Source organism: Bradyrhizobium cosmicum, assembly GCF_007290395.2.
Lineage (GTDB): Bacteria > Pseudomonadota > Alphaproteobacteria > Rhizobiales > Xanthobacteraceae > Bradyrhizobium > Bradyrhizobium cosmicum.
The window spans coordinates 6,948,754-6,962,674 of sequence record NZ_CP041656.2; the positions used below are offsets into that span (position 1 = coordinate 6,948,754).

A 13,921-nucleotide genomic window follows, 5' to 3' on the forward strand; every position below is an offset into this window, starting at 1 on the left:
GGCAAAAGCGCGAAGCGCGTCTTCGCACAGAACTGCCCGTGCATCCACGTTCTTTCACCCGCGAGTGAACAGGACGCGGATGGCCGGGACAAGCCCGGCCATGACGGAATTGTGTATGGGGGTGGATCGTCAGCCCTGCGCCGACGGGCGGCCGACGCTTTCGTAGGTGAAGCCGGCCGCACGCATGTCTTCGGGGCTATAGATGTTGCGGAGGTCGACGACGACGGGTTGAGCCATGGTCGCCTTCAACCGGTCCAGATCGAGGCCGCGGAACTGCACCCATTCGGTGACGACGACGAGCGCGTCGGCGCCTTGCGCGCACGAATAGGCATCCTCGCAATAGGTGATGCTGGGGAGTTCACCCTTGGCCTGCTCCATACCGACGGGGTCGAACGCCCTGACCTTCGCGCCCATGTCGATCAGGCCGGTGACGAGCGGGATCGACGGCGCGTCGCGCATATCGTCGGTGTCGGGCTTGAAAGTGAGGCCGAGCACGGCGATGGTCTTGCCGCGCAAGCTACCGCCAAGCGCCTGGCTGACCTTGCGCGCCATCGCGCGCTTGCGGTTCTCGTTGACCGCCAGCACCGATTCGACGATGCGCAAGGAGACGTCGTAGTCCTGCGCGATCTTGATCAGCGCCTTGGTGTCCTTCGGGAAGCACGACCCGCCGAAGCCGGGACCCGCGTGCAGGAACTTGGTGCCGATGCGGTTGTCCAGGCCAATGCCCCGTGCGACCTCCTGGACATTGGCGCCGACTTTCTCGGAGAGGTCCGCGATCTCGTTGATGAAGGTAATCTTGGTCGCGAGGAACGCGTTCGCGGCGTATTTGATCATCTCGGCGGTGCGGCGTTCCGTGAACATCAGCGGCGCCTGGTTCAGCGACAGCGGGCGGTAGATGTCGCCCATCATCTTGCGGCCGCGCTCGTCGGAGGTGCCGACCACGACGCGGTCGGGGAACTTGAAGTCGCGGATCGCAGCGCCTTCGCGCAGGAACTCAGGGTTCGAGGCGACGACGACGTCGGCCTTGGGATTGGTCTCGCGGATGATGCGCTCGACCTCGTCGCCGGTGCCGACCGGCACGGTCGATTTCGTCACCACCACGGTGAATCCGGACAGCGACTGCGCGATCTCTTTCGCCGCGGCGTAGACATAGGACAGATCGGCGTGACCATCGCCGCGGCGCGAGGGCGTACCGACCGCGATGAACACCGCGTCAGCATCCGCCACCGGCTTCGACAGGTCGGTGGTGAAGTCCAGGCGCTTGGCCTTGACGTTGGTCGCGACCAGCTCGTCGAGGCCGGGCTCGTAGATCGGGATCTCGCCGCGATGAAGCGCCGCGATCTTCTTCTCGTCCTTGTCGACGCAGGTGACGTCGTGACCGAAATCCGCAAAGCAGGCTCCGGACACCAGTCCCACATAGCCCGTTCCGATCATCGCGATGCGCATGAAAAACCCTGTCTTGGCTTGGTTAACGAAACCCCAATGCGGGGCGGTTTAGCACTTTCCCGGCCTGAGGGAACAGTCGGTACGCAAAAACCGGCATGCGAATTGTACCGGTAAAGAAATCGTAAACCGCAAGGGCCCACACTGCTTCACGCCCGCACAGAGCCGGGCGGAGCACGCCTCGAAAAGGGACACCATGGCAGCAATCGGCACAATCGCCGCGAGCGGAAGCGTCAACGCCCCGGCTGCCGCGCGTATTGACTGGATCGACTACGCCAAGGGCATCTGCATCGTCATGGTCGTGATGATGCATTCGGTGCTGGGAGTCGAGCTCGCCGCCGGCGAGACCGGCTTCATGCACGTCCTGGTGGCCTTCGCAAAGCCGTTCCGGATGCCGGATTTCTTCCTGATTTCGGGCCTGTTCCTGCCATTGGTGATCGATCGCGACTGGCGAACCTATCTCGACCGCAAGGTGGTGCATTTCGCCTATTTTTATGTCGTCTGGGTGACAATCCAATTCGGCTTCAAGACGCCGGCCTTCGCAGCGGAGACAAGCTGGCGGGACGCCGGCCTGCTGTATCTAGAATCCTTCATCGAGCCGTTCGGCACGCTCTGGTTCATCTATCTGCTGCCGATCTTCTTCGTCGTCACAAAACTGACACGGCGCTTCCCGCCGCCGGCGATCTGGCTCATCGCCGCGGCACTGGAGACGGCGCGCATCTCGACAGGCTGGACCGCGATCGACGAGTTCTGCGCGCGCTTCGTCTATTTCTACTCGGGCTATCTGTTCGCGCCTTACGTGTTCGCCCTGTCGGATCGCGCACGCAGCCATCCTCCGTCGGCACTGGCCGCGCTCGCGATATGGGCCCTGATCAATGCCGGCCTCGTCGAGGCCGGGGCCAGCGAGTGGAAGATTGTCTCGCTCGTGCTCGGCTTCGCCGGCGCCTGCGCCATCATCACCATGGGCACGCTGCTCGCTCGCGCCCAGTGGTTGAACTTTTTCCGCTTCTGCGGCGAGCATTCGATCGTGATCTATCTCGCCTTCTTCCTGCCGATGGCGGCGACGCGGACGCTGCTGCTGCGCACGGGTATCATCCCCGACATCGGCACAGTATCGCTGATCGTCACCCTTGTCGGCGTGATCGGAGCGCTGGCGATCTGGCAGGTCGCGTTGCGGTTCGGTGCCGGTTTCCTGTTCGAGCGCCCGGCTGCGTTCTGGATCGCGCCGAAGAAGGCAGGGCCGATATTGCAGGCGGCGGAGTAGTCCCGCCACATTATCCGCGCGGACGTCGGAAAAGCGGCCCCCCGCTTAGATCGCGCCTTCGATCTTCACGCCGTTCTTGAGCGCCTCAAGTTTGCCGCGAAAACCCTTGGCATCACCAAAATCCGCGAAGCCCTGGTAGTAAGGGTGCGGCCCCAGCATCCGACGGGCATGTTTGATCGGGCACCAATAGATCTCGGTGCGAGCCGCCACCTCGCGGACAAAGGCGACCATGCCGTTGGCGTAGGAGCAGTAGGCGCAATTGAGCTTCTCGATCGCGTTCAGATAGGCAAGATGGTGGCGATCGAACACCAGGTAGTCGCGGCGACGCACCTTGGGAATCCCATAGACCGGAAAGCAGATCGCCTGATACAGCTGCACGGTGAGATCGAGGACCACGATCGGAACGAGCATCGAGTAGATCACCGGCGCTGTCAGTACGCTCAGGGGATGGGCGTGGAGAAGATAGCGCGACAACCGCGTCTTGATCGCCCGTTGGGCCTCCAGCACCTCCCGCTCGAAGATGATCCTCTGGTTTTCGACCCGGAAGCGCAATTCCTCCCGCCGTTTGGCCATTTCGACCTCGATCTCGGCCTCGACGGATCGCAGCTTCTCCATCAGCGTATCGAGTTGCGAAGTCATGGCCTGTCCTCTCGTTTGGCCCGGCACAGGGACATGGAATGGCCGCCCACGCAATCAAATCCGCGTTCCGCGAACGGGCGCAAAAAACGTGGCACATCTCTCACGGCGGGCTGTCAATCTGCGCAAAAATTCATACATTGCGGCCATGCCCAAAACCGCCCCGAAGACCGCCGCCAAAGCCGACACCAAACTCGCAGCTGACAAGCCTGCTGCCAAACCGGTCGCGGCGAAGGCGGCCGGCAAGGGCGATCACGTCTTCCTGGTCGACGGTTCCGGCTACATCTTCCGCGCCTATCACGCGCTGCCGCCGCTGAACCGCAAGTCCGATGGCTTGCAGGTCAACGCCGTGCTCGGCTTCTGCAACATGCTGTGGAAGCTCTTACGCGACATGCCCGCGGACAACCGGCCGACGCATCTGGCCATCGTGTTCGACAAGTCCGAGGTGACGTTCCGCAACAAGATCTATTCCGAATACAAGGCGCACCGGCCGCCGGCGCCCGACGACCTGATCCCGCAGTTTTCGCTGATCCGCGAAGCCGTGCGCGCCTTCGACCTGCCGTGCCTGGAGCAGGGCGGTTTCGAGGCCGACGATCTGATTGCGACCTATGCGCGGCAGGCCAGCGAGCGCGGCGCCACCGTGACCATCGTTTCCTCCGACAAGGATCTGATGCAGCTCGTCAACGACAAGATCTCAATGTACGACACCATGAAGGATCGCCGCATCGGCATCCCCGAGGTGATCGAGAAGTTCGGGGTGCCGCCGGAGAAGGTGGTCGAGGTGCAGGCGCTCGCCGGCGATTCCACCGACAACGTGCCTGGCGTGCCCGGCATCGGCATCAAGACCGCGGCGCAGCTGATCGTCGAATATGGCGACCTCGAGCAGCTGCTGTTCCGGGCCACGGAGATCAAGCAGCCGAAGCGGCGCGAGGCTCTGATCGAGAATGCCGAAAAGGCGCGGATCTCGCGCCAGCTGGTGCTGCTCGACGACAAGGTCGAGCTGGAGGTACCGCTCGACGATCTCGCCGTTCACGAGCCCGACGCACGGAAGCTGATTGCCTTCCTGAAGGCGATGGAATTCTCGACGCTGACACGCCGCGTCGCCGACTATTCGCAGATCGATCCTGCCAATGTCGACGCCGACGTGGCGAACAGCAGCGAGGCCCGCGGCGGCGACAGTGCGGCCAAGACATCATCGTCCGGAACATCCGGCGACCTCTTCGCCGCCCCTGCCGCAACGGCCAAGGGCGGCGACAAGGGCGACAAGGCCGCGAGCCTCAAGGGCGCGCCGATCTCGCTGGCTGCAGCGCGCGAGGAAGCGCTGCGCAAGCTTCCGGTCGATCGCGACAAATATCAGACGATCAATACGCTCGCCGAACTGAACGCCTTCATCGCGCGCATCCACGATGCCGGCCATGTCGCGATCGAGATCCGTGCGAACTCCATCGACCCGATGCAGGCCGATTTCTGCGGCATCGCGCTGGCGCTGGCGCCGAACGAGGCCTGCTACCTGCCGCTGGCGCACAAGCAGTCCGGCGGCGGCGCCGGCCTGTTCGACGCCGGTCTCGCGCCCGATCAGGTCAGGCATGACGACGCCATCGAAGCGTTGCGGCCTGTGCTGGAAGCATCGGGCATCCTCAAGATCGGCTTCGACGTCAAATTCACCGCCGTGATGCTGGCCCAGCACGGCGTCACTCTGCGCAACACCGACGACGCCAAGCTGATCTCCTATGTGCTCGATGCCGGGCGAGGTTCGAATGAACTCGACTCGCTCGCGGAGCGCTGGTTCGGCCACGCCATGCTGAAGGAAGGCGAACTGCTCGGCAGCGGTAAGGGCAAGATCAGCTTCGACCAGGTGCCGATCGACAAGGCCGCACCGCTGTCCGCCGAAGGCGCCGACATGGCCCTGCGCGTCTGGCGCGTGCTCAAGCCGCGTCTTGTTGCCGAGCACATGACCACGGTCTACGAGACGCTGGAGCGGCCGCTGGTGCCGGTGCTCGCACGCATGGAGCGGCGCGGCATCTCGATCGACCGTCAGGTGCTGTCACGGCTGTCCGGCGACTTCGCCCAGACCGCGGCGCGCGTCGAAGCCGAGATCCAGGAGATCGCGGGCGAGCCGGTCAATGTCGGCAGCCCCAAGCAGATCGGCGACATCCTGTTCGGCAAGATGGGATTGTCTGGCGGCACCAAGACCAAGACCGGCGCGTGGTCGACCACCGCGCAGGTGCTGGACGAGCTCGCGGAGCAGGGCCACGACCTCCCGAGGAAGATTCTGGAGTGGCGCCAGGTCTCGAAGCTGAAGTCGACCTACACCGACGCGCTGCCAACCTACGTCAATCCGCAGACCCATCGCGTGCACACGACCTACGCGCTGGCCGCGACCACGACGGGCCGGCTGTCGTCGAACGAGCCGAACCTGCAGAACATTCCGGTACGGACCGAGGATGGCCGCAAGATTCGCCGCGCCTTCATCGCCAGCCCCGGCCACAAGCTGGTCTCCGCCGACTATTCGCAGATCGAGTTGCGGCTGCTGGCGGAGATTGCCGACATTCCCGTGCTCAAGCAGGCGTTCAAGGACGGCCTCGACATTCACGCCATGACGGCCTCCGAAATGTTCGGTGTGCCGATCGAGGGCATGCCGAGCGAAGTCCGCCGCCGCGCGAAAGCGATCAATTTCGGCATCATCTACGGCATCTCGGCGTTCGGCCTTGCCAACCAGCTCGGTATCGCGCGCGAGGAGGCCTCCGCCTACATCAAGAAGTACTTCGAGCGCTTCCCCGGCATCCGCGCCTATATGGACGAGACGCGCGACTTCTGCCGGAGCCACGGCTACGTCACAACGCTGTTCGGCCGGAAGATGCACTATCCCGACATCAAGGCCTCCAACGCCTCGGTGCGCGCCTTCAACGAGCGCGCCGCGATCAACGCGCGGCTACAGGGCACCGCCGCCGACATCATCCGCCGCGCCATGATTCGGGTGGAGGACGCGCTCGCCGAGAAGAAGCTCTCGGCGCAGATGCTGCTCCAGGTGCACGACGAACTGATCTTCGAGGTGCCGGACGCCGAGGTCGCGGCGACCCTGCCGGTGGTGCAGCATGTGATGCAGGACGCGCCGTTCCCGGCGGTGCTGCTGTCCGTGCCGCTGCACGTCGATGCCCGCGCTGCGAATAATTGGGACGAGGCGCATTGAGGCTGCTTCTTCGTCCCGCCTCTGCTTCGCAGACGCTACAAACGCGGTGTCGTTCCTGCGAACGCAGGGACCCATAACCACAGGATCGCGTGGGGCGAAGATTGCCCACTCCGGGCTCGCGTCAAACTTTTTCTTGGGGGTATGGGTCCCTGCGTGCGCGGGGACGACGCTAGAGTGAGGCGCCGGAATGGAATTGTCCTCCGAGCAATTGCGCGATGGCGACGCGATCCCCCGCATATTAGAATCGAACCATCTCCCGCACCGGTTCGCCCATGCCCCACACCTCCGCCCTGCTCGGCTTCGCCCTCGTCTCTCTCGGTCTCGTGCTGACGCCTGGGCCGAACATGATCTATCTGATCTCGCGCTCGATCACGCAAGGGCCGGCGGCTGGCATCGTCTCGCTCGGCGGAGTGGCGCTGGGCTTCGTGTTCTACATGCTGTGCGCGGCGTTCGGCATCACGGCGCTGTTGCTCGCCATTCCCTTCGCTTATGACGCGCTGCGCTTTGCCGGCGCAGGCTACATGCTGTGGCTGGCGTGGCAGGCGGTGAAGCCGGGCGGGCGCTCGCCGTTCCAGGTGAAGCAGCTCGCGATCGACAGCGCGCGCAAATTGTTCACGATGGGCTTCGTCACCAACCTGCTCAATCCTAAGATCGCGATGCTGTATCTGGCGCTGCTGCCGCAGTTCATCGACCCCACAGCCGGCAGCGTGCTGGCGCAGTCGGTGATGCTGGGAGCGATCCAGATCGCGATCAGCGTCAGCGTCAACGCCATGATCGCGCTCGCGGCCGGATCGATCGCGCTGTTCCTGGCGAGCCGGCCGAGCTGGATGCTGGTGCAGCGCTGGCTGATGGGCACGGTGCTGGCCGGGCTCGCGCTCAGGATGGCAGTCGAAGCGCGGAAGGTGTGATTGTTCTTCACCCTCCCCTGGAGGGGGAGGGTCGGCGCGCGATCGAGCAAAGCGAGATTGCGTGACGGGGTGGGGTGATCTCTCCCCACGGATACTGTTCGACGCGGAGAGACCATCACCCCACCCCGCTCGCGCTGCGCGCGATCGACCCTCCCCCTCCAGGGGAGGGTAAGCGAAGCTCAATCCAGCTTCGCTTCCATGCCCCGCTTCACCGCCGGCCTCGCCATCAGGGCATCGTACCAGCGCTTGACGTTGGGGAAATCGGCCAAATCAACCTTGTGGCGAGGGTGGCGCCATGCCCAACCAAGGATCGCGAAATCCGCGACCGAAAGGTCGCCGGCGACAAAGTCGTTGTCCGCCAACCGGCGGTCCAGCACGCCGTAGAGCCGGCGGGTCTCGGCCATGTAGCGCTTCAGGCCGTAGACGCGGTCCTGCTCGTTCTCGAGTGCGATGAAATGATGTACCTGGCCGGGCATCGGCCCAAAGCCACCCATCTGCCACATCAACCATTCGTAGACCGGAATGCGGCCTGAGATCGATTTCGGCAGGAAGTTGCCGGTCTTTTCGCCGAGATAGAGCAGGATCGCGCCGGATTCGAAGATGCTGACGGGCTTGCCGTCCGGGCCCTCGGGGTCGACGATCGCGGGAATCTTGTTGTTCGGGGACAGCTTCAGGAAGTCCGGCTCCATCTGCTCGCCCTTGGTGATATTCACCGGGACCACCTTGTACGGCAGCCCCATTTCCTCGAGCGCGACCGAGATCTTGCGGCCGTTCGGCGTGTTCCAGGTGTGGAGTTCGATGGTCATGCCCTGTTTCCCTGCCCAATAGGATTGGGCCCTCCACTACTCCGAAAGGCTGTACCCCCACAACCGGCGGACCGGGATGGCCGACCGTCGGCCGATCCCTGTTGACTGGACCTGTCCCCTCTGGAATGTCGCGACCGTCGCAGATAAATTCCGCCACCTTCAAAAAACGCTCCCGAGGGACCGCCGTGTCGAAATCAGCCTCCCGCGCCCGCCTGTTCGAAATCATCCGCCGGCGCTCCTTCGGCCGCGGCGAGGTGACGCTCGCGTCCGGCCGCAAGAGCGATTTCTACTTCAACCTCAAGCCGACCATGCTCGACCCAGAGGGCGCGACCCTGCTCGCCGAGCTGACCTATGAGACGCTGAAGGACGACAAGCTCGACTTCATCGGCGGCCTCGAGATGGGCGCGGTGCCGCTCGCCGGCGCGCTGGCGCAGATCTCCTGGATCAAGGGCCATCCGATCGCGGCGTTCTTCGTCCGCAAGAAGCCGAAGGAGCATGGCGCCAAGCTCGCGATCGAGGGGCTGCCCAGGGGCGAGACGCTTGCCGGCAAGCGCGTGGTGATCGTCGAGGACGTCACCACCACCGGCGGCTCGGCGATGAAGGCGGTGGAATCCGTCCGCGAGACCGGGGCCGAAGTGGTGCTGGTGCTGACGATGGTCGACCGCGAGGAAGGCGCCACCGACACGTTCGGTGCAGCCGGCCTACCGTTCCGCTCGCTGTACAAGGCGTCGGAGTTTTTGAAGGCGTAATGGCTCTCGTGTCCCGGCTCTGCAGCGCACCGCTGAAGGAGCGCTGCGCTGCGTCCCGGGCACGGACCGGTCGAACAGCGCTTCCTCAACCCCTCATTTACCATCCCGCTTTATGGTGAATCACGTGCCAAGGCCTCGCTGGTCGCGGCCGGTTCGGTAGCGTCGGGTGGAGTCAGCGTTGCGTACAATCATGTCCCATGCGCGCCGGCGGCGTCGCGCGATGCTTGTGGCCGCCACCCTCGCAGCCCCGCTGCTTGCGGCTCCCGCCCCGGTTTCGGCCGAAGGCCTGTTCGATTTCTTCTTCGGCGGCGTGCAGCAGAAGCGGCCGCAGCGCGAGGTGCCGCAGCAAGCGAGCTCCTACGCCGATCCCTTCACCGGCCAGCAGAATGCGCCCCCGCAATACGTGCCGCCGACGCGTTCGGCTGCCGCCGGCGGCTCCGGCCCCGCCTTCTGCGTGCGCAGCTGCGACGGCAAGTATTTTCCGCTGATGCGCGGCCTCGCCTCGCCCGCTCAGATGTGCCAGGCGTTCTGTCCTGCCAGTACGACCAAGGTCTATTTCGGCTCCTCCATCGACGGCGCCGCCTCTCAGACCGGCGAGCGTTACACCGACAGCGAGAACGCGTTCGCCTATCGCAAGGCGCTGCGTTCGGACTGCACCTGCAACGGCCGCGAGCCGGTCGGCCTCGCACCGGTCGATCTCGCGCTGGACCCCTCGTTGAAAGCCGGCGACGTGATCGCCACCACCGACGGTCTCGTCGCCTATACCGGCATCCGCGTCGGCAACGACCAGGCGCCGGATTTCACCCCGGTCGCCTCCTATCCCGGCCTCACCGCGCAGGTTCGCGCGCGCCTTGGCGAGATGAAGGTGGCTCCGGTGCGGGCAGAGACGGTCGCGGCGGATGCACCGGCGTCGGCCGAGATCGTGCGTGAGGCGCTGCCTGATGTGACGGTGCCGAAGACGACGGCGCAGAAATCGGCGAAGCGGGCGGGATTGGAGTAAGCCCGCCTGTAATCACGCCTTCATTGCGGAGGCACTATCTCCCGATGATCACCCCGATCACATTCGGTGCCGCCAGGTATTTCTCCTCGATCGCCGCGCGGGCGGCGGCGCGGTTGTCCGCCGTCAGCAGGCCACGCTTTTCGGCCAGGATCATCCAGCAGAAGCCCCACCAGTCGGTCAGCATGCCCTGATCGTCGACGAGGTCATAACCCTGCTCGGCCGCGAATATGCGCGCCTGCGCTTCGTCGAGCGCGTCGAGGAACAGATGGTCGGCGGGCGAGAACAGATCGTCGCTGACATCGTCGATGGTGTAGCCCCAGATCGACTGGCACACCGCGTTGAACTCGCGGTCGAACTGGTCGTCATCGACCGCGTAGCGCCGCGCCGCCTGGTGCAGCCGCGACAGCGAACGCGCAAAATCGGCGATCCTGGTGAGCGCGAATTGATCGAAGGCAATGGTGGACATGTAGTCCTCGCAAAGTCTGACAGACGCTAGATATTGTGTCGGCAACGCGCCGAATCACAATGATATATCAAAGACTTGCTAAAGTGTTCTTAATTTGTTCCGAAGCGTTGCCAAAATCTCAATAGCAGCGCGACGCCGCAATGGCGTGGACTCGGCGGTCGCCGAGCAGATGAGCAACGAAGCCGTTCTTCGGGAAGATTCTTGCGAAGGCCGCATCGCGGATGCTGAGGCCGCCGGCATAAGCGCCGAAAGCCGGCATCACGGCGCGCATCCCATCGGAAGCAAAGCACCGGCGCTCCATCGACCGTCCCCGCGCGGAGACACGGGCTTTGGGGTGCAGATGGCCGGCGATCTCGCCGTGCGCGCCGGTCGGCTCGTGGCGAAACGTAATGGGACCGATCGCGACTTCGTCGGCGACGGTGCCGCCGAGATCGCGCGGCAGTTCGGGATCGTGATTGCCCGAGATCCAGATCCAGTCGCGGCCGGTCTGTAGCGCGGCGACGGCGTCGCGATCATCCGCTGACAGCCGCTCATGCGCGGTGCGGTCGTGAAAGCTGTCGCCGAGCGCGACGACGGTGCGCGGGTTGTGGCGGGAGATGGCGGCAGCGAGACGACCCAGCGTTGCCAACGTATCGTAAGGCGGCAGCAGCACGCCGCGCATGGCGAAACTGGAGCCTTTCTCCAGATGCAGATCGGAAACCACGAGCAGGCGCTGCTCTTCCCAGAACAATGCGCCGGAGAGATCGGCCGCGAACGTCACGTCGCTGACTGTGACCTTCGAAACGCGCATGTCCTCATCATCCCCTGAAACCAGCGCGCTTACCGTCACGTCCTATCCTGCCGTTATCCCATCGCCTCTTTGACCAGCTCGTCGGCGGCTTCCGCCAGGAGCTCGTCTGCAGCTTCGCCATAGACTGACTCGCGGCCGATTTCCAGCATCACGGGGACGGCGAGCGGGGAGACACGATCGAGTTCCCGGTGGGTGATGCGGCCCTGGATGCGGGTGAGCATGTCGCTGAGACGGCGCAGATCGAGCAGGCCTGTGGCCGCATCGGCGCGCGCGGCACGGAGCAGCACATGATCAGCCTGGTGCTTGCGAAGGACGTCGTAGACGAGATCGGTCGAGAACAGCACCTGGCGGCGGCTTTTTTCTTCGCCGGTATGGCGGCGGGCAATCAGGCCGGAGATGATCGCGCAATTGCGAAACGTCCGCTTCATCAGCGCGGACTCGGCGAGCCATGCCTCGAGGTCGTCGCCGAGCATGTCAGGGTCGAACAGCGCGTTGAGGTCGAGCTTGCCGTTCCGGATCATGAATGACATGTCGCCGAGCGCCCAGATCGCCACCGCATATTCGTTGGCGACGAAGCCGAGCGGCCGCGCGCGGGCTCGCTCCAGCCGGCGCGTCAAGAGCATGCCGAGTGTCTGGTGTGCGAGGCGTCCCTCGAAGGGGTAGCAGACGATGTAATGCTTGTCCGCGCGCGGAAAGCTTTCGACCAGCAGCTCGCGCACCGCCGGCACGCGCGACACATCCTTTTGCAGCGACAGCCAGTCGCGCACCTGCTCCGGCAAGCCGTTCCACGCACGGCTGTCATCCAGCAGCCGGCGCACCCGCTCGGCGAGATAGGTCGAGAGCGGGAACTTGCCGCCCATATAGGACGGCACCTTCGGATCCTTGTCATGCGCGCGCGAAACGTAGACCTGATCCTCGACCAGAGTTTCGTAGCGCACGACCTCGCCGCTGAACACGAAGGTGTCGCCCGGGCTCAAGCCCTCGATGAAGGCCTCCTCGATCTCGCCGAGCAACCTGCCGCCGCGCGCGATCACCCCTGTCGAGCCGCCTGCCTTTCCCTGGCCGCCGCCGCGCGAGCGCACCAGCCGCACCTTCAACATGTCGTCCTCGACGATGGTGCCGACATTCATGCGGTAGCTCTGCCGCACCTTTGGATTGGCGACGCGCCAGCGGCCCTGCTTGTCCTGCTTGATGCGGGCGAAGCGCTCATAGGTCTTCAGCGCGTAGCCGCCGGAGGCGACGAAATCGACGACATCGTCGAAATCCTGGCGCGTCAGATCAGCGTAGGGCGCTGCGGTGCGCACCTCGTCGTAGAGCTCGTCCGCGAGAAATGGCTCGCCGCAGGCGCAGCCCAGCACGTGCTGGGCCAGCACGTCGAGAGCGCCGGTGCGCAGAGGTGGCGTATCCTGTGCATTCTCGGCAATCGCATCGATCGCGACACGGCATTCAAGCACCTCGAAACGGTTCGCCGGCACCAGCACCGCGCGCGAGGCTTCGTCGAGGCGGTGATTGGCGCGACCGATCCGCTGCATCAGGCGCGAGGAGCCCTTGGGGGCGCCGATATTGACGACGAGATCGACATCACCCCAGTCGACGCCGAGGTCGAGCGAGGAGGTACAGACCACGCCGCGCAGTCTGCCGGCTGACATCGCGTCTTCGACCTTGCGGCGCTGGGCGACGTCGAGCGAACCGTGATGCAGCGCGATGGCGAGATTGTCGTCGTTCATGCTCCAGAGATTCTGGAACAGCATCTCGGCCTGGCTGCGGGTGTTGACGAAGACGAGCGTGGTCTTGTTCTGCTTGATCAGCTGGTAGATTTCGGGGAGCGCGTGGCGTGCACTGTGGCCGGCCCAGGGCAGCCGCTCGCGCGTGTCGAGCATCTCGACCAGTGGCGGCGCGGCGCCGCCGGCGATGACGATATCGGCCGATTCCGCCTTGTCCTTCGGTTGCGGCACCAGGAAGCGCGCCAGCGATTCCGGCTCGGCCACCGTTGCCGACAGACCGATCGCGCGCATCTGCGGCGCATGCCGCCACAGCCGCGCCAGCCCGAGCGACAGCAGATCGCCGCGCTTGGAGGTCACCAGCGCGTGCAGCTCGTCGAGCACGATGCGCTTGAGCGAGGAGAACAGGAACGGGGCGTCATCGGAAGAGAGCAAGAGTGCAAGCTGCTCGGGCGTCGTCAGCAGGATATCGGGCGGATAGCGCCGTTGGCGCTGGCGTCGCGACGTCGGCGTGTCACCCGTGCGGGTCTCGATCTTGATCGGCAGTCCCATTTCGGCGACTGGCCGCTCCAGATTGCGGGCGATGTCGACGGCGAGCGCCTTCAGCGGCGAGATGTAGAGGGTGTGGAGGCCGCCGCTGCGCTGGACGTTGCGGCCGGTGGAGATCACGGACTTCAACGCGGCGGGGGGGACGGAACTCAGCTCCACCAGCGTCGGCAGAAATCCCGCCAGCGTCTTGCCGGCGCCAGTCGGCGCAATCAGAAGTGCGGAACGATCCTCGCGCGACTTTTCCAGCAGCGCCAATTGGTGCGCGCGCGGCGACCAGCCGCGGGCCGCAAACCACGCCTGGAAGCGGTCGGGCAGCAGCGTGGCCGGCTCGGCCGGGATTTTGCGGATGCGGGGCGGCACGGCATCACAGGTAAGCCGTGAGGCAGGGTTCGTCGAGGG

Annotated in this window: 11 protein-coding genes; 5 read left to right on the plus strand and 6 right to left on the minus strand. The window is 64.8% G+C overall.

Annotated elements, in window-relative coordinates:
• Positions 1-129: 129 nt before the first annotated feature.
• Positions 130-1,446: a UDP-glucose dehydrogenase family protein gene (locus FNV92_RS33145; RefSeq protein ID WP_143842936.1), complete on the minus strand. Its 1,317-nt coding sequence runs from the start codon at positions 1,444-1,446 to the stop codon at positions 130-132.
• A 193-nt stretch (positions 1,447-1,639) separates the two neighbouring features.
• On the opposite strand from FNV92_RS33145, the gene FNV92_RS33150 reads away from it, so the two are divergent.
• A complete protein-coding gene (locus FNV92_RS33150) occupies positions 1,640-2,707 on the plus strand; it encodes an acyltransferase family protein (RefSeq protein WP_143842935.1) in 1,068 nt (355 codons plus the stop codon).
• 45 nt (positions 2,708-2,752) lie between these two features.
• On the opposite strand, the gene FNV92_RS33155 is transcribed toward FNV92_RS33150, so the two are convergent.
• Positions 2,753-3,346 (minus strand): hypothetical protein, encoded by a 594-nt coding sequence (locus FNV92_RS33155; protein ID WP_143842934.1) that lies wholly within the window; start codon positions 3,344-3,346, stop codon positions 2,753-2,755.
• A gap of 145 nt (positions 3,347-3,491) precedes the next feature.
• Here FNV92_RS33155 and polA point away from each other — a divergent pair, with 145 nt between their 5' ends.
• Complete coding sequence (gene polA / locus FNV92_RS33160; RefSeq protein WP_143842933.1) at positions 3,492-6,533, plus strand: DNA polymerase I; 3,042 nt, start codon at positions 3,492-3,494, stop codon at positions 6,531-6,533.
• Between the two features lie 272 nt (positions 6,534-6,805).
• Positions 6,806-7,441 (plus strand): LysE family translocator, encoded by a 636-nt coding sequence (locus FNV92_RS33165; protein WP_143842932.1) that lies wholly within the window; start codon positions 6,806-6,808, stop codon positions 7,439-7,441.
• 179 nt (positions 7,442-7,620) lie between these two features.
• Here FNV92_RS33165 and FNV92_RS33170 read toward each other — a convergent pair whose 3' ends face one another.
• A complete protein-coding gene (locus FNV92_RS33170) occupies positions 7,621-8,247 on the minus strand; it encodes a glutathione S-transferase family protein (RefSeq protein ID WP_143842931.1) in 627 nt (208 codons plus the stop codon).
• 185 nt (positions 8,248-8,432) lie between these two features.
• Between FNV92_RS33170 and pyrE the strand changes: the two genes are divergently transcribed.
• Positions 8,433-8,996 (plus strand): orotate phosphoribosyltransferase, encoded by a 564-nt coding sequence (pyrE, locus tag FNV92_RS33175; protein WP_143842930.1) that lies wholly within the window; start codon positions 8,433-8,435, stop codon positions 8,994-8,996.
• A 220-nt stretch (positions 8,997-9,216) separates the two neighbouring features.
• Entirely contained in the window at positions 9,217-9,996 is a 780-nt protein-coding gene (locus tag FNV92_RS33180; protein WP_168213442.1) for a DUF2865 domain-containing protein, read from the plus strand.
• A 34-nt stretch (positions 9,997-10,030) separates the two neighbouring features.
• Here FNV92_RS33180 and FNV92_RS33185 read toward each other — a convergent pair whose 3' ends face one another.
• From FNV92_RS33185 to FNV92_RS33195, 3 genes are all read right to left on the minus strand, one after another.
• Complete coding sequence (locus FNV92_RS33185) at positions 10,031-10,462, minus strand: hypothetical protein (RefSeq protein ID WP_143842929.1); 432 nt, start codon at positions 10,460-10,462, stop codon at positions 10,031-10,033.
• A 118-nt stretch (positions 10,463-10,580) separates the two neighbouring features.
• Entirely contained in the window at positions 10,581-11,252 is a 672-nt protein-coding gene (gene pdeM, locus FNV92_RS33190) for a ligase-associated DNA damage response endonuclease PdeM (RefSeq protein ID WP_168213441.1), read from the minus strand.
• A gap of 53 nt (positions 11,253-11,305) precedes the next feature.
• A complete protein-coding gene (locus FNV92_RS33195; protein WP_143842927.1) occupies positions 11,306-13,882 on the minus strand; it encodes a ligase-associated DNA damage response DEXH box helicase in 2,577 nt (858 codons plus the stop codon).
• Between the last annotated feature and the right edge of the window lie 39 nt (positions 13,883-13,921).